Below are 17,529 nucleotides of genomic sequence, written 5' to 3'. Positions count from 1 at the left end.
CGTGTTCAGCCGTGCCCACTCATTGTTGAAATCGTGGACGCGGTCCTATTGGGACTCGTTCTGCTTCGTGGGCTTGGTGATCGCGACTCTGTTTTTTTGCGGGTCGGTAACGCCGTCGCTCCTTCCCCGTCCGTATTTTGTGCAAGGCGTGCTCTCCGGGTTCTCCATGGCGATCGGCTACGGTGTTGGCGTCTTCGCGGTTTGGTTTTGGTCGTTCTTGGAACTGCCTGTCCCCAAGGCGAAAATCGCCATGCGGGCGAAAGAGATTTCGATCGCGGTGACCTCACTCGTTTTCGTGATCTACGTTTGGCGAGCGACCGCGTGGCAAAATTCGATCCGCGAGCGTATGGAAATGCCCCCCGTCGAATCATCCGATCCGTTTTGGTTTTTCTTGATCGCAATCGTGGTCGCGTGCGTCTTGGTCGCAATCGCCCGCGTGATGATCTACGGAGGTCAAAAACTGTCCAAAGGCCTACAACGTTACGTCCCCCGCCGCATCGCAATTTCGTTGAGCACCACGGTTGTATTGATCGTTGCCTTATTCATCGGTAACGGAGTGATCGCACGTGGTTTATTGAACATGGCCGATCGCTTTTTCTTTCGAGCGGATCTCCTGATCGACGACCCCATCGAACAACCGAGCCGCGCGATCGCATGTGGCAGTGACGCGTCGCTGGTCGATTGGGAATCGATCGGACGCCGCGGCAAAGATTTCATCGCCGGCGGCCCTACAGCCGACGAGATCAGTGAATTTACCGGCGAAGACGCGTTGGAGCCGATTCGCGTTTACGTCGGCATGCGTTCGGTCGACGGCGAAGAAAGCCGCGCGGAACTGGCGTTCGAAGAACTCAAACGTGTCGGTGCGTTCGAACGCAAGGTGCTCATCGTTGCCACACCGACCGGAACCGGATGGCTCGACGAAGGAGCCGTCGACACCATCGAATATCTGCACCGTGGAGACACCGCAATCGTCAGCGCGCAGTACTCGTACCTGCCAAGCTGGATCACGATCTTGATAGATCCCTCCCGATCGCGAAGATCGGCGGCGGCATTGTTTGACAAGGTCTACGCTCACTGGACGAAGCTTCCCAAACAGGCACGACCACGTTTGTATCTGTTCGGATTGAGCTTGGGTTCGTTCGGATGTGAAGACGCCGCCGACTTGCTCGAGACGTTCCAAGATCCGATCAATGGCGCGGTACTCAGTGGACCTCCCTTCCCCAGCCATCAATGGCAATCGATCGTTGCCTCACGTAACGAAGATTCACCGATCTGGTTGCCAACGTTTCGCGACCAGTCGATGGTCCGGTTCACGTCCCAGGAAAACACGTTGAACGCGGGCAAACCGTGGGGCAAAATCCGCAACGTCTATATCCAACACGCGAGTGATCCGATGGTTTGGTTCTCCCCATCGCTCGCGTGGCACCGGCCGCAATGGTTGACACACCCGCGAGGCCCGGACGTTTCACCTGCATTGCGTTGGTACCCGATCGTGACATTCCTGCAAATCGCGTTCGATTTGCCGATGTCGACCAGCGTCCCGATCGGCTACGGACACAACTACGCACCATCGAGCTATATCGACGCGTGGGTCGCCGTGACCCAACCGGATCGATGGACCGACGGCGACCTGCAACAACTAAAAAAACGATTCCAGCCGGAAGGTGTCAACGAGGACTGAACAAAAGTCAGAACTGAATCTTGTATTTATCTGTCATCTGACGACGCATCGAAGCCGACATTTTGTCGATCTGGGCCAAAACGCTTCGAAAGTCCGCGTACGCGTTACCGCGAGCATAGGCATCGGTTACCCGTTGATAGTCAACGGACGAATTCGGATCGTAGTAGCCATAGCCGTAACCGTAGTACGTGCCACTCGAAAGACCTTGGCTCGCCTTAGTCTTGCCCGCTTCAATGTTTCCGGATCTTACCGTCAACGCATTGCCTCGCAGCAACTCCGCGACATCGCTGCCGTACTGCACCATCGCGGGATCCACGTTCAAGGTTGGCATTTGATCGAGCCGGCGAGCTTGCTGATCATTCCATTTCGCCAAACCGCCCGTCGTTTGAGATTTGTGTTTACGGACCTGGTCAACACATTTATTGACTGCTTCGAAGTAGTGCTTGGTCGTGTAAGCAACCTGCTCGCTGGCAGATCCGGGCGAATCGGTAAGCTTCAGCATCCCGTCCGAGACACTGCCTGCTTCATCGGACAAGGTGAAGATATTGAGTAATCCGCCGAGCGACGATTCCGTGATCTTGCCTCTAAAAGCGAGTTGATTCCCCTCGACTTTGACTTCCCAAGACAGCACTTCGGCAGCGGCGGTTCCATTGCGTTCCAAAACTTCCGCCAACAATTCAGTTGCAATCTGAGTGAGTCCGGCAGGCGATTTTTCGAAGTCCAAAGTGAGAATGCACTGGTTCAAACTTTCGCGTCCGATGATCACGCTGATACCTTTAATCGATGCCAGAGTGTTCGCCACCGAATCAGGCTTGTTCGCTTTGAGGGAAGTAAACTTGGTCAGCTTGGCCGCCAATGGCACCGGCGAGATGACATTGCGAACGTCGGCGGCGAACATGAACGACAAGTAAGACTCGGGCTTCTTGGACAACTCGGCCAAATAAGTCGAATCGTTAATATTGGCGTCCGATTGGATCCAACGCGACAGCAACGAACGATTGGCCGGACGAAGAAATCCCAAACGATTTTCTTCAAGCGGAACGTAGTACGTTTGACGCGGCGACCAAACGACGGATGTCCCTATAATCGAGTCGACATAGCCACCAGTCACCGAAGCGATCTTTTTAGCATCAGGTGCCATTTTCATCGTTGCGTAACCGGCTTCCCAGCGAGGCCGCAGATTCGCCAAATCCAAATCGGAAATTAACCAAATGTCATTTACCTGTTCCGTCAATCGCGACGAAAATTCCGCGTCGCTCATCAGCTTGTTCAGCGAGGGAACATTGACGTAAGCGATCGCATTGGCTGGAGAAGGTGATTCCTCAAGCAGTTTGGCGAGTTTGGTTTCTTGAGCTTCAGCAAAGCTAAATAGGCTCGCGCAGACACAGATGGATGTCAAAAGTCGGGCAAAAATGGAACACATCTTCTCGAAGCCGGGGTGCAGGGTGATCGATCGGTAACCGTTTCAGACGGTACGAGTTTACGTCCGCCACGTTGCGACTGCAATCAACGCCCCGAAATGCTTAGCACCAACTACTCAAAAACCGGCCTCTCCAACGTGGAATCACACGATCCCAATCCCGTCAATTCGGCCATCCCCGCTTCATGGGACGTTGCTTGTTCCCATGTTTTCTAGCGGAACGGTGCGAGACTTCCGGTCCCGAGTCACCGGACGGCTCGCGCCGTTCCGCTAAATTTGAACCCTCGTATGTCATCAAACCAATGTCTCTCGGCACAATCCTTGACTCGCCAATCCTGCGACAGTGCGTCCCTACCGAAACTCCAGACGCAACCCGTTCCCTACGGTCCGGCCACGGATGTTACCGAATTATCGTCGCTCGCTAGCTCGCACCAGTCTCCATCGTCGAGCATGGAGACTGGCTTCCATTCGCTTTAGCAAACGACGTCAGATCTCAATGAACCGCGTCGCAGAAAACACAGGGCTAGCCCGGATATCGCACGCGATTCGTAGGCCGTATCGCATTAACCATTGCCAAGCCGGAACTTCGGTCGCAAATCGATTGATTTTGAAAATCACAGACTGCATGTCGAGCAAATCAGGTTGATGCGGATACGGCAGGTTTTATTGCGATCTCGGTCCGGCTTACGCAATATCCGGGCTAGCGGACCGCGATCAGGCAGTTGCCGACTCGCATGACAATCGTGTCATTAGCGATCGCGGCACCGTACAGCGTAGGCTTGCCGAACATCGCCGCACCGCGACGACGTTCTTCGGTTGTTTCCCCTGCCAACTCGAGCTCTCGTGGCAACGTTTCCTCAGACCAAGACTCGTTTTCGGCGAGCACTTTGAACTCACGACCGGCCGCCAGAACAGTGACCACGCCCTGCTGCCCAAAGAAATAAACACGGTCGCCGACGCCGATCGGCGTGGCCCAAGATGATTGCTCGATCCGCTCGGTGAAAACCTTTTCGCCAGTCTGCTCATCAAAGCAATACACCACTCCGGCGCGATTGATCCAGTAGGCGAGCCCCTGATGCACGATCGGCGACGCCCAACTCGGCTGAGCCCCTTGGGCAACCCATTCGCGGCTCACCTTCCAACCGTCGCCATCTCGCATCACTTCCAACAGACAATTCGAGTCAGCCGCCGAGCCCGCGTTTTCGCCGTTTCGCCCCGGCGACGCCCCGATCAAAAAGCGACCATTGCCGGAATCGATCGGGGTCGTCCCCGTGTTACCACCCACTTCATCAAACGACCAAAGCAGCTCTCCGTTTTTGGGGTCATACCCATCGACCGTCCCCGCCGAACTGACGACGACTTGTGGCACTCCCGCTATCCGCATCATCGCCGGAGAACTCCAACTTCGCCGCTCCGAACGCTCCGCCTTCCAATCCGTTTTGCCAGTCGACTTATCGAGCGCCAGCAAATAGCTCGGCCCATCATGTTCCAGCAACGCGAACGCGTGCGTTTCATTCTGACACAACGAGGCGCCTAAACCAAACTCAGCGACCAGCGGCCCGACGTCGTCAATGAGATTTCGCCGCCACATCTCCTCACCGTCGTGCGTGTAGGCAACGCAGTCACCACTTTCAAACAGAACGACGAGTCGCTCGCCATCGACGACCGGCGTGGGTGCTGCCCGGCTGACGTAGTAGCTATTCGGCACGGGCGCCGAATTCGCAATCGTCTTACGCCACAATTCACGGCCGGTGGCGAGGTCAATGCACATCGTGTGATAGTCATCTTTGTTCGGACCTTCCACGCTGGTCACAAACACACGCCCGCCCCAAATGACGGGACTCGACTGTCCGTGCCCAGGCAATGTCGCTTGCCAAGCAACGTTTTCGGTAGGCGACCATTCCAAGGGCAGCGAAGCCTCCGGCTTCACTTGCGAGCCCGCCCCCAAAAACGCTGGCCAAGATTCGACACCGACGGGTAGGACGCCGAGTACTAGAAGAGCAAACCAAACCATCAACGAGTTCCTTTGTTCGATCGGAAATAATGCGTGGAGGGGACCGACTGACAACAACGCTAACGCGATGCCAGCGGTGACGTCACGGGAACGTGTAAGGTAATGGTCGCAGCGTAGCTCGTCGATTCGTACGCATCTGTTTTCTCGTCATCTGCGGTGTAATGAGCAACGACCAGATACCTATTTCCCGACTTCGGAACGAATGTTGCCATGCCGTCGCTGTCAGTGCGGGACTCATACTCGGGATCAAATTCGTCGGCCAGTTGCGTTCCTTGCGGGATAAAACTCACGACGACATCCGACATCGGCTCCCCACGATGCAAAACCTGGACCCGAATCGGCGAACCAACTTGCGTTTGCGTAAAAGGACACGTTTTTAAAACCAACTCAAACGGCATTCCCAACGGTTGCTCGTGAGCGTGCTGCGGCACCTTCGCACGATCCAACGAGTCACTCGCTAGGAAATACGTCTTTGCGGTCCGCACACCCCGAACGCTCTTTCCATGATTCATGACGCGATCGAGCGTCATCGTCGCACAATAAACGCCGGGCAACTCGGCGATCACGGGCCGCGTCCAGCATCCCTCCGTCTCCGCCGATGCGTTGGACGTCATCCCCTCGCGCAGATCCACACGCGTTCCATCTGGAGAGATCAATTCCGAATGGATCCAATCGAGCGAAATACGACCGGCGAGCTTGAAATCACGATGGTGATTCCCGTGATTTCCTAAGCAAAGGTCCACGTGCACGACTTCTCCCGTCCGCACCTGCGCCGAGTTGGATTGAGTCCAAAGGTCGTGAGCGTTACCTGGTGGTTGAAGAAACAGGAAGATCGCAGGCATCAAGTAAACTAGATTTCGATTCATTGTTCACACTCTTATTCTGGTTGGTTAAAAACGAGACGGACTTTCACACTTCAACGAAGTCAAATTAAAACTCGGGTATGACTTCGCGATCAGCGATCGAACCGAGTAAACGCCAAGCTTTCAGATCCACCGAATCGGTAACGAAACGCACTGACCCATCGGCAAAAAGCACCGTGACGCCACCCACGTGACGACTCCGCCCGCTCTTGATCGCGGCATATCGCGAGTAACAATCGTTCTCGCGTGCGTTTGGACCGCGAAAATGGTGATAGCCAGTATCGTTAACTGATCCGTCAGCCCATTTTTCTCCGCGTTTGAAGATCACCGGACTTGCATCGTCCAAACACCACGAGTCTTCGATCGTCGGAGCTACCGCGTTCCACACCGATGCCGTCACGCGTTCGGCTCCCAAATTCGCGACTCCCCGCGTGCTATCAGCCAATCCGGAGCCGACTAACGTTTCACAAAAGGCCGCCGTGTTTGAGCTTCCGTCGAGAATGTCGCGAAAGCCTTTCTGCGAATCGATATAAAACAGACCGTCGCATTTTTCATAGACACCGCCGTCTTGCCCGGTCCCGTTGTTGGCATGATAGTTGGTGGCTCCCCACTCTTCGCTGACCCGCGAATTGACATCGCTGGGACAGAGGAACGTCGGCACTTGCGTGGCGACCTCCGCCGCCAAGTCCGGATGAGTAATCACACTGGGTGGAGGCCCGAGCGAAAAGATGTAAAGCGGCTTCTTCAAATCAATCGCTTCATAGATCGCTGACTGCTCGAGATAGGGCGTCAACAGTCCCAGCGGTCCCCAGCGATAAAACGACTGCTCGGCAACCGGCACCGGTGCCTTTGCCTGGTCGCGTTGCGAAGGAAACCGATTCAGCGTGTCGTGGTGCATGTGAAGCGCGAGCCCGATCTGCTTCATGTTGTTGCTACACGACATCCGCCGGGCCGCTTCGCGAGCCGACTGAACGGCAGGCAAAAGCAATCCGACGAGCACGCCGATGATGGCGATCACGACAAGTAATTCGACAAGTGTAAAGCCGGCGCGATGCTTACCTCCAACGCGGAGGTTCACACCCGGATCGAAAACGTACTGTTGCATTTGATTGGAACGAATAAATGGTGAGTGATTGTGTTTAGACATAGCCGTTGCTGCTCGCGCGACAGGGCATACCCCTACTCACACATCGCTGTGAAAGCAGGTTGCGAATAGACAGACCGACAGCGATCTTGAACGTCGTCGCGATAGCCGATCAAACTACGGGCCGCATTGATGCGCGCAGCTATGAACCACACAGACATGCGGAGCAAAATGCCATCTCACATCGTGGCAGTGGTGTGATCGACAACGAATCGACTTACCTGAACTCGCAACGAGCCCGAGCCGTTTCAGACGCCTCATCGGTCAGCTAGGAAAGCCGGTTCGCAAACTCGATTTGATCAACAACGGACGTTGCACGCGTTGCAGTGAGCGCGCAAAAACATCCCTGCTGATCTAGCGAGAAAAAGAAACCAGCGGATCCACTCGCGACAGCTACGGGATAGGCGGATCAACACTCGCGGCAGCGGACTCGGCACACTCGTTTGTAATGGGCATTACAAAAAGAAGCGGCGCATCCGGCTCTGGCACGAGCACGCGTCGCGTATCCACAACAACACTCGACAAAAGCGTCCACACGAGTTCAATGCCGCGACATCTGGCAGCACTTTCAAGGAGAACAAGACGGAAGACGGTTGGCTCGGCAGCCCCGGGCGAATCACTCGATTCTTCTAAAGGCTTGTCTGCCGCAGCCGATTTCCCACACGTCGCATTCGGTTGCGAACGGGAATCGGATTGCCCCGAGCCACACTGGCAACAACAAGCGGACTTGGATCGGTCAGCGACATCGCACGTGGGGACGCGAGACGCAGCAGCAACTCTGGCCACCAAGAATTCAGGAGGCTCTACTCCGTTGTCGTCCGCCCATCGCAACTTCTCGGCATCAGAGTGACAGCAGCACTGATCCCAACAGAATTCGGAAGTGGCACAACCGCAAGGGCATTGCTCGCAAGGGAACCGGCCTTCTTTTACCGGAACGGGATTCGTCAGCGGAATCCCCACGATTCCAAACGACATCACCAGCAGTAAGAGACTGCTAACGGCGTGTTGCCAGCGGAATCTGGCGAGACGGATCGATGAAACGAAGCTGAACAAAAACGAACCAAACTTAACACGAAACCGAATGACGGCTCGCTCCCCACGCCTGCAGTTCTACCAAACAAGTCAACGGCGTCCAAGTGTAGACAGACGGAATCAAAAATGGAGATTTTATTGGCGACATGAGGTTGGAATTACTCATTCAAAACACACCGTCCAGTTAAATGCCTCGCCGTCCGCGGATCGTCGCCAACGACGTCGGCGACAGAGTCGATGCGGGCACATGCGGGGGACGTCGATTCGATTACTACGCGATTTCAAAAGTAGCGGCACGGCGCAAGCCGTCCGGTGACTCGGGACCGGACGGCTTGCGCCGTTCCGCTAATAAGAGCACTACACCCTTCGCTGTCCCCATTATGAGAATTGAAAGCACAACGCGTTTTCGGAGCCTCGGAGAGGTTGTGAAGTTATTAGCGTGGCCGTTCGCTCCGCGAACGAGCGTTCCCACAAGCTTCGTTTACAGAGCAACCGGCCACATTGCTTCGCCCCAAGACGTCGATTCAATCACTGCGGGATTTCAAAAGTAGCGCAACGGCGCAAGCCGTCCGGTAATGCGGGACCGGACGGCTTGCGCCGTGCCGCTACGAAGAGCACTACACCCATCGCTGTCCCCGAGTCTGAGAATTGCGTGCATGACCCGCTCTCGGAGCCTCGGAGAGGTCGTGAAGTTATTAGCGTGGCCGTTCGCTCCGCGAACGAGCGTTCCCGCAAGCTTCGTTTGCGGAGCAAACGGCTACATTGCTTCGCCTCAAGATGTCGATTCAATTACTGCGGGATTTCAAAAGTAGCAGAGCGGCGCAAGCTGCTCGGTCGCGCGGGACCGGACGGCTTGCGCCGTTCCGCTAAGAAAAGCCTAAACCTACTTCTGTCCCCATTATAAGAATTGAAAGCGTGACCCGTTTTCGGAGCCTCGGAGAGGTTGTGAAGCCATTAGCGTGGCCGTTCGCTCCGCGAACGAGCGTTCCCGCAAGCTTCGTGTGCGGAGCAAACGGCCACATTGCTTCGCCCCAAGAAGTCGATTCAATCACTGCGGGATTTCAAAAGTAGCGCAACGGCGCAAGCCGTCCGGTAATGCGGGACCGGACGGCTTGCGCCGTTCCGCTAAGAAGAGCACTACACCCATCGCTGTCCCCATTATGAGAATTGAAAGCGCAACGCGTTTTCGGAGCCTCGGAGAGGTTGTGAAGTTATTAGCGTGGCCGTTCGCTCCGCGAACGAGCGTTCCCACAAGCTTCGTTTGCGGAGCAAACGGCCACGTTGCTTCGCCTCGGGACGTCGATTCAATTACTGCGGGATTTCAAAAGTAGCGGAGTGGCGCGAGCTGCTCGGTCACACGGGACCGGACGGCTTGCGCCGTTCCGCTAAGAAGAGCACTACCACCATCGCTGTCCCCATTATGAGAATTGAAAGCGCAACGCATTTTCGGAGCCTCGAAGAGGCTCCGCTAGGTGAGAGGCGAACGCTCCAATGTGCCTGACAGAAAGTGTGTCTCTAGCTAACCCATTTCGCAAAACGAAGCCTTGCGACGCGTCCACGAATAGCAAATGCATCGGCGCTAAACAAGCGTCTGATTGCGTTATGACTTGCGGGCCATCGACCGCTTTCAACCGCCACCGACAAGAGTCACGACTTCGACACGATCGCCTTCGTTGACCATCACCTTGCCGTGGTCTTCTTTGGCAACCACGTCTTCATTGACTTCCACGGCCAAGTAGTTCTTCGGCACCTCGACGGTCTGCAACAACTCTTCGATTGACATCTCTCGTTCGATCTCAACCTCTTTTCCATTGACGTGAATGGCGATCATGCTTTGAAACTCAGTCCGATTATTGCGTGCGTTGCGAGTACTTTGTCAGCATTCAAATTTGGTGTGACACCGGACGGCTTGCGCCGTTCCGCTAAGTCATTTAGCGGCAGGGCGTGAGTCCAATGCCTTCTACTTTGGTAGCGGTGCGGCGCAAGCCGCCCGGTTGCAGCGCGTAAGATGTTCGAAATTTACAGGGCGGCTCGCGCCGCTCCGCTATTAAAACACCCGGTTAGTGCGAAAGTAGATGGTATTGGGCGCGAGCCCTTCGGTTCAGGCACCCCTCAAGTATCAGCTTAGACGAAGCACTCGCGTGAATGTCTGTTTTCACCCAGTGTAGAGCAATTATTTGATTTGGTCAGATGGCAAGCATTCGTTGGATTTGCATCCTGGCTGCTAAACAATCGAATTAGGACAATTTCAGTCCCGCACCCATGGTCCTAATTGGTGTGTTGGAAATAAACCTCTTCGAAGGGCTGAACGACAACGAAGCCGTGGCCACGGAAGAGCAACTGCACAGACTCGCCCGAACCGCGTCCCAGAAACGTTTTGAACTGCAAGTCAGTCTTTAGTTCCGGCTCGAGGTTTCCTGACCATAACACCGTCGCATTTGGATCGGTGACGACGGGTTGGTTTGGCGTGACGGGCAGGGTCACCGGGTCGTAGTGACTGGTGATCGCGGCCATTCCCGTGCCTTCGAGCCGGACGTTAAAGAGTCCACCCGCTAGCATCGCGGTCATCCGTTTCATCAACTTGATGTTGTAGGATAGACACGTTTCAAACGCGAGCAGATCGTTGCCGTTCACACAGATTGCTTCATTGTTCAACTGCAATATTGTGATCTTCTTTCCCGCGTCGGCGCAGAACACCGAACCGCGACCGCTCACTTTGGTGAGAGACGATCCTTCGCCCGACACCGCTTTCTTGAGCAAGTTCCCAATGCCACGTGAAAGAATCCCTTCTCGCTCAAACTTGACATTACCAGTGTAGGCCACCATGGCCCCGAGTTTGGTCCAGACTTCACCGTTGAGGTTGATGTCAAGCATCCGTTCCGTCTCGAGTTCAAAAAGCCCTTGATTGAGTTCACGATCAGCGGTCTTTTCGAGAAAAGCTTGCAGCGAGTAACGGTTATCGGACATCAGCGAACACCTTGGGCGGAACGAGGTTGAGACAAGCGACGAAGGTCGGCCGTAGTGTAGCACGCGAGTCGTCAATACATACACGCTGGCGCAGCCCCACAACCATCAAAACCGATGGGTGCTTCAACCGAAACGATCACGCAAACCAACGATTCCAACATTAACTCCCGGACTGCTCCCGTGGGCCAAAATGCGTGAGTCTCCGGCCCCCCTCCACCTCACCTTTTGCTGACCCGTCAGTTGCGTCTGAGAGCTTTTGTTCAGGTCCCGCAAAACATGTCGTCACTGATCACTGACATCTTTTCTGCTCCTGCACTAAACTGGCCACACCGCACCCCAGTTCCCATGTGCCCATCTCAAATAAAGAAGCTTGTCATGAGTCTTTCCATGAACACGAAGTCGATTCTCTCGTTGATGCTCAGTCTCGTTTGTGCATTCGAGGCTTCCGCTCAAAGCGATGCGAAGGCAGACTCGCCGCCTCAATCGGAGACTGCTGAGGTTGTCACGTGTTCTGTGCAAGGAAAGGTCTCGATGCCCAAAGATGTATCCGAAGGCATTCACACCGAAGGACTATCACTCGACCAAGTCGTGGTGACGCTGGAAGGCAACTACAAGCACCCTCGCATGCCCTATCCTGCGGAGTGGAGTTCAATGGAGCCCGAAGAACGATCTGAGTGGCGTAATGCTTACATGAAATCGGACGACTACAAAGACTATCTCCGCAAAGTCGAAGAGGCCCGTGCAAAACGAGAAACCCACCAAACGAAGCTTGCGGCCGATGGCACCTTTACTTTCGAAAACATCAAACCCGCTTGGTACCAGCTGACCGCCACCATCATGCATCCCTATGCGGGAGGTGAGCGAACGTTGCATTTGGCGCGGGGCTATGCCATGCGGCAGTTCATCATCAAAAACGTCGACAAGCCTTTTCGTGCCGACATGACGCTCAAGCTCAAGAACGTACCGGCGCCTGGCGACCTTGCCGCGGACTGGACTGCGACCGCATACGACGACACCGAATTTCAATTGTCGGACTTCCGTGGCAAATTTGTGCTGGTGGATTTCTGGGCGACTTGGTGCGGGCCGTGCCGAGCTGAATTCCCCAACCTCGAAGCTGTTTACGAAGAATACTGTGGTGAGCGTCTCGAGCTGGTTGGCTTGAGCGTTGATGAATCCATCGACCTTCCCCGAGAATTGCTCGAAGAAAGCCCGTCGATATACCGTCAGGGTTGGGTGGGAGATACCGAACGACACGAAAAAATCGCCGAAGCCTATGGCATTCAAACGATTCCATCGATCTGGCTCATCGGCCCCGATGGCAAGATCGTTGCCCGCGACCTCCGTGGCGAATCTTTACGCGAAGCGGTCAAGACCGCACTCGAAGTTCAAGCCGCACAAAACTAAGCGGCTCACGCAAAAGTGATCACGTGCGCTCTCATCGGCCGCCGGCATATGAGAGCCGTTCGTTTTGGCTCTCGGTGCGTTGCCGGCATCAAAACTCCGAAATGCGACAATTCGGCTCGCGGTATCCCACGAGGTTTGTCAGCGGCGGGGCGCCAGTTCTCCGGGTCAAACGCCCAGAACGATTCAGTAAAACACTGTCCATTTGCAGAGCAAATGGGCGACAATTTTTTAGCGGAACGGCGCGAGCCGTCCGGTCCCGCGTCACCGGACGGATCGCGGGCTGTTGTTTGGGTCGTATGGGACTGCTCCGGGGATCAATATCAGCCTGGCGCGACAGCAAATGGAGCAACGGATTGACTTGCTTGAGCCGCTGGCCAGTCAATCAACTGCCAGCGAGGCCTCCGGGTCAAACGCCCTGAATGATTCGGTAAAGCACTGTCCATTTGCAGAGCAAATGGGCGACAATTTTTTAGCGGAACCTCGCAAGCCGTCCGGTCCCGCGGTGACGAAGTCGACGCCCCAAGCAAAAGGGCGACGATTGGCCGCATGCCTGTCAGCGGTTCTTGTCGCTTTGTTGCCAGCTGTTGGAATGGCCCGGGGAATGATTCGTCGGCGTTTGCCCTCCGACGACTCTCTCGATCAACCGATGTCGTGCGAGGTTGATTTTTTGCTTCAGATTTTTCGGTGAGCCGGTCGGTCGCAATTAAGATGGGATTCGACCAGTCGGGTCGAGGACCGGCTCGGCCTCCCACCATTTTGACCCACCTTTGAAGTTTCACTCATGATGAAGAACACCACGACGGCCGTTTTGGCCATGGCGATGTCGTTCGCCGCTCCCGCATTTGCCGGGAATTGTTTTCGCAAATCGACGTGCAGCACCCCCTGTGCGGCCCAGTCCGCCTGCTCCAGCCAGCCGGTGGGTTGCGCCGCTGGTTCCGGGGGAATGTCCGCTCACGACATGGGCAGCGTTGACAACCCCAGCGAACTGAACGTGGCTCTGACGACAGAATTGGTGGCGCTGCGAGAGCAAGTTGCGGAAGCCAACGAATCGCTCGAAGCGAAAGACACCCAGATCGCGGAAGCCGACCAAGCCCTGGCGGCGATGAAAGACGAACTGGCTGCATTGAAGGCCAAAGTTGCCGCTCAAACCAAACGAGCCGAAGCGGCTCAGGCGAAGCTGGTGGCAGCGAACCAGGCGTCCGAAAAGGCCCAAGAAGAAGCTCAGCAACAGCAAAAGAAACAGCAACAGCAGATTGCGAATCTCAAAAAGAATTTGCAATCGAAAACCGCAGATTTGCAACAGCAACTGAAGACTGCGAAGGACGAGCTACAGAAGGCCAATGCAGCGTTGGCGAAAGAACGAAAAGAGCGTAAGGAAGAACGCCAACAGCAGGAGCAACCAGCAGCAGCGGCCAAGGAAGAGGAAGACACCGCCAAAGCAGCGGACGCTGAAAGCGAAAACTGAGCGACGTCGACAGTCTCCCACTCACTATCACACGGGCCGCTGCGGGTTGGGATTTCTCCCACCTGCAGCGGCCCTTTTTCGTATGCACGACAAGCGGCAAACAGTCGCCCATTTGCTCCGCAAATGGACCATCTATTCCAAAACATTTGCGGAGCAAATGGACGATTGGTCGCTGGCCATTTGCGGAGCAAATGGGCGACGGTTGGAAATAGAGTGTCGCCCATTTGCTCCGCAAATGGATAATGTGTCCCGAACCATTTGCGGAGCAAATGGGCGACGATGGGCGCAACAACCAGCCATTCAAATCTCCACCGCCGCGTCGCTGTGAGGACCGTTACTCCGTTTCTTCTTGGCGGACGATTAATAACAATTCGTCGAGTTCCGCAATCAGTTCACGCATCGACTGATATCGACGATCTTTTTGTTTGGCGATGGCTTTGAAAACGATCCGGTCTGCTTCAGGTGGGATGCGTTGTTTGGGTGAGCGTTCGCTTGGTGGCGTTGGCTGCCGCATGCAAATGTTGTCGAACGTTTCATCACGGTCTCTTCCCCGAAACGGTTCCGCAATCGCCATCGCCTCGTACAGACAGACACCCGCTGAGAACACGTCACTGCGTTCATCGATGTCTCGATTGGAAATCTGTTCCGGTGACATGTACGTCGGTGTTCCAACCAACTGGTCGACAGGTGTCAGCGGCGGTACCTCGTAGCTTTGCTCTTCGTGCTTGACCGTCAACGATGCGTCAGCCGGTTCACGGCGTCGAACGGTTGAGACCGGATACCGACCGTCGCCAAACGCAGGCTCGCCCCACACCTTTGCCGACCCCCAGTCCAATAGCGTGACTTCACCAAAATTACCGACCCAAATGTTCTCTGGCTTCACATCGCGGTGAATCACACCCGATGCGTGTGCAAAGTCGAGGGTTTGACAGGTGTCCCGAATGATCTCAATCCGTCGGTGCAGCGGGAACGCATCAGCCACATTCTCGTCGCCCTTAGCGAGCTGACGCAGCACTGCGAAAAAGTTCTCGCCCGAGATACGTTTCATCGCGTAGTAGATACCGTATTCTTCGTCCTCGCCGATTTCATGCACCGGGACCGTTCCGGGGTGCTCCAACTGCGCCGTCACCCGGGCTTCACGCAACAGACGGCGTCGAAATCCGCGGTCCAAGCGATGCTCCGGTAGCAACATCTTGAGCACCACGGTGCGACCGACAATTTGATCGTAGGCGGAATACAGCACTCCGTTACCACCCCGCGCCATCTCGGTCAGATCGTGGTACTTGGCAAGCCCCACCGGTTGCGGAGTCGGAAGCTGGATATCAGTGCTAGAAAGGGAAAGCATCATGCGGAGGAATGACCGCTTGTTGGAGTAAAAAAAGTAGTCAGGGAGAAGATCGAAGTCAGGTCGTCTGGCGTGATTCTTGGCCTAACGCTCGCAGGGAAACCATTTCGGTCTTTGTGAATGCTGCGATCAGGCGTGCCCATCGAGAACACACCGGAGCGTTTAGGTAAAACACCGGGCGGCTTGCGCCGCTCCGCTAACAAGGAAGACAGGTCGCTTGTTGGAGTAGAAAAAGAAGTTTGGGAGAAGATCGAAGTCAGGTCGTCTGGCGTGATTCTTGGCCTAACGCTCGCAGGGAAACCATTTCGGTCTTTGTGAATGCTGCGATCAGGCGTGCCCATCGAGAACACACCGGAGCGTTTAGGTAACACACCGGGCGGCTTGCGCCGCTCCGCTAAAGACGAAGGCAGGTCACGACTCATCATCATAGCCGGCTTGCAAGTACAATCGGGCGGCTTCTTGATAGGGCGGTTCCCAACCGAGTTCCTGTAGCAGATCACGCCGCTTTTTGAGGTACCATTTGGGATCGATCGACTGCCGGTTCGCTTCCAGCAATTCGAGGGCCCGGCCCTTCTTGCCGGATCGCCGATACATCCGGTCCTGCAACAAAATGAACTCGCGACGATTGCCCTTCGTTTGCTCGATCAGGCGTTCATAGACACATAACAGCTGTTCTTCATAACGGTCTGGATCGGATATCGGCCAAACTTCTGCGACCTCTGGCAATTCGCGGTAAGCCAATGCTCGCCCCAAGCGGTAACGGGTGTAGGCGAGCACCCAAGATGTCGGCGTTGCCAACGTCTGCGAATCAGACGGAAGCTCCGTCGAAAGGGCGGCTTCAAGTTGGCCGGACAATTCAATGGTTGTCCGCAAATTGTCTTTGCGTTCATCGTCGTTGTCGACCTCGAGCAACCGAGTCTGCAAAGCGATCATGCCTCGCCAAACATTCGCTTCGAGTGTTTCCGGACGTTCCAATTTTTTTAGCAACGGCTCCTCGACCAGGCCCGATTCATCCGGTGCATCGGCGGGTGCCGTGGGCATTTGCCCGGGTTCCCATCGGCGAAGCCATGATTGCCTGGCCGAATACTCCAGACGCTCGTCATCCGAGTTGGTGTTTCGAATCTTGGTGGCAAGCGTCTGCAATTTCTGGCTTCGCCACTGTTCCACTTCGACGTCGCTGGGCGATTCCGCAAACGAACCGACCGCGAGCGACACCAGCAGGAGAACCGCTATCCACGGACGCCAACCGTGTCCGCAGCGACTACAGCACCGTGTTATCAATGAGCATCCAGCCATATCGTGAATCATGAAGCAGGAAAGGGCCAACCAAAGTGGGTCGGGAGTGATTCGCCATTCTACCCAGTCACCGTCTTGGGGTCACCAAACGCTAGCTCAGAGACAAACGCTAGCTCGGAGACCACGACACTGGTAATGTGGAGGTGACAACCGATCAGTCTATCATGTTGTGGTGACCGAACCGAGCATGACCGACCGGATCCACGAAAGCCTGGAAACAGCGAGACCACGACACACGATTCCGCCTACTCACCCGACAATCGTCCCCATGAATGAACTCTTTCGTTACGAGAGTCGACAACGCCGTACCGCAGCGATCCTCGTTCTCAACATGTTTGTGTTGCTGGCAATGTATCTGGCCGCTCGGTGGCTGATCGAACCGTCCGAAGCGAGCAGGCAATTGTTCTATTGGGCGAACATCGTCGTTCCGGTGGTGGAGCTGTGCCTGTTGCTGGCCGCCGTCTACTTTTGGATCAAAAACGGGACGTTCCGAATCACCGTGGATACCGAACGCTTTGAAACCAACGATCCGCTCTTTGACTCATTCTCCTTTTCCGTTCCGGTGAATGAGATCGTTGAGATCCAACAGAACCACCAAAAGCATGGCAATCACAACACGATCATGATGCAGATGAGATCGGGCGAGCGGATTCAAATCACGAACAACTATCACTACAACCGAGCCAAGCTCTACGCCGCATTGGCGCAAGCCAACCCTGAAATCCGACTCCCGGAACACGCTTGGCGGTTCAAACAGGTGTGAGGCAACGACGTGTCTCGCGGGTGCCTGACGCGAGAAACCAAGTGAGCAATCACGTTCTTTGCCGCATGTCACAGCAGCACGGCAAGCTTGATCGTAAGGCCCGCGTCATTGACATCGCGAACTGTAGGCCGGACC

The 17,529-nt window shown here is 55.4% G+C and carries 12 protein-coding genes; 4 read left to right on the top strand and 8 right to left on the bottom strand.

What is annotated here, in order from left to right; translation table 11 throughout:
• Position 1 precedes the first annotated feature (1 nt).
• Positions 2-1,681, top strand: a complete 1,680-nt coding sequence (locus tag NB063_RS16205; RefSeq protein ID WP_250929787.1) for an alpha/beta hydrolase — start codon at positions 2-4, stop codon at positions 1,679-1,681.
• Positions 1,682-1,688: 7 nt separating this feature from the next.
• Here the strand turns inward: NB063_RS16205 and NB063_RS16200 are convergent, their stop codons facing one another.
• The 6 genes from NB063_RS16200 to NB063_RS16175 all read right to left on the bottom strand — a co-directional run bounded on the left by NB063_RS16200 (position 1,689) and on the right by NB063_RS16175 (position 11,121).
• Positions 1,689-3,104, bottom strand: coding sequence for a hypothetical protein (locus tag NB063_RS16200; RefSeq protein WP_250929786.1), 1,416 nt, complete (start codon positions 3,102-3,104; stop codon positions 1,689-1,691).
• A 697-nt stretch (positions 3,105-3,801) separates the two neighbouring features.
• Positions 3,802-5,115 carry an outer membrane protein assembly factor BamB family protein gene (locus NB063_RS16195; protein WP_250929785.1) on the bottom strand — a complete coding sequence of 438 codons (1,314 nt, stop codon included), beginning with the start codon at positions 5,113-5,115 and terminating at the stop codon, positions 3,802-3,804.
• A gap of 59 nt (positions 5,116-5,174) precedes the next feature.
• Entirely contained in the window at positions 5,175-5,981 is an 807-nt protein-coding gene (locus NB063_RS16190; RefSeq protein WP_250929784.1) for a DUF4198 domain-containing protein, read from the bottom strand.
• A 64-nt stretch (positions 5,982-6,045) separates the two neighbouring features.
• Positions 6,046-7,125, bottom strand: coding sequence for a DUF1559 domain-containing protein (locus NB063_RS16185; protein WP_250929783.1), 1,080 nt, complete (start codon positions 7,123-7,125; stop codon positions 6,046-6,048).
• Positions 7,126-9,781: 2,656 nt separating this feature from the next.
• Entirely contained in the window at positions 9,782-9,985 is a 204-nt protein-coding gene (thiS, locus tag NB063_RS16180; RefSeq protein WP_250929782.1) for a sulfur carrier protein ThiS, read from the bottom strand.
• Between the two features lie 437 nt (positions 9,986-10,422).
• Positions 10,423-11,121: an AIM24 family protein gene (locus NB063_RS16175; RefSeq protein ID WP_250929781.1), complete on the bottom strand. Its 699-nt coding sequence runs from the start codon at positions 11,119-11,121 to the stop codon at positions 10,423-10,425.
• 375 nt (positions 11,122-11,496) lie between these two features.
• Between NB063_RS16175 and NB063_RS16170 the strand changes: the two genes are divergently transcribed.
• Entirely contained in the window at positions 11,497-12,525 is a 1,029-nt protein-coding gene (locus NB063_RS16170; RefSeq protein WP_250929780.1) for a TlpA family protein disulfide reductase, read from the top strand.
• A 781-nt stretch (positions 12,526-13,306) separates the two neighbouring features.
• Positions 13,307-13,990 (top strand): hypothetical protein, encoded by a 684-nt coding sequence (locus NB063_RS16165; RefSeq protein ID WP_250929779.1) that lies wholly within the window; start codon positions 13,307-13,309, stop codon positions 13,988-13,990.
• Between the two features lie 334 nt (positions 13,991-14,324).
• On the opposite strand, the gene NB063_RS16160 is transcribed toward NB063_RS16165, so the two are convergent.
• Both NB063_RS16160 and NB063_RS16155 read right to left on the bottom strand, forming a co-directional pair.
• The gene (locus NB063_RS16160; RefSeq protein WP_250929778.1) at positions 14,325-15,338 is read right to left on the bottom strand and encodes a serine/threonine protein kinase; all 1,014 of its coding nucleotides are present in this window, start codon (positions 15,336-15,338) and stop codon (positions 14,325-14,327) included.
• A 408-nt stretch (positions 15,339-15,746) separates the two neighbouring features.
• On the bottom strand, positions 15,747-16,550 hold the full coding sequence (locus tag NB063_RS16155) for a hypothetical protein (RefSeq protein ID WP_250929777.1): 804 nt from the start codon (positions 16,548-16,550) through the stop codon (positions 15,747-15,749).
• Between the two features lie 349 nt (positions 16,551-16,899).
• On the opposite strand from NB063_RS16155, the gene NB063_RS16150 reads away from it, so the two are divergent.
• Positions 16,900-17,394 (top strand): hypothetical protein, encoded by a 495-nt coding sequence (locus NB063_RS16150; RefSeq protein WP_250929776.1) that lies wholly within the window; start codon positions 16,900-16,902, stop codon positions 17,392-17,394.
• Positions 17,395-17,529 lie beyond the last annotated feature (135 nt).

Source organism: Aporhodopirellula aestuarii (assembly GCF_023701485.1).
Lineage (GTDB): Bacteria > Planctomycetota > Planctomycetia > Pirellulales > Pirellulaceae > Rhodopirellula > Rhodopirellula aestuarii.
Note: the sequence above shows the minus strand (reverse complement) of the source record. Positions and strands in the feature narration are given on the sequence as shown.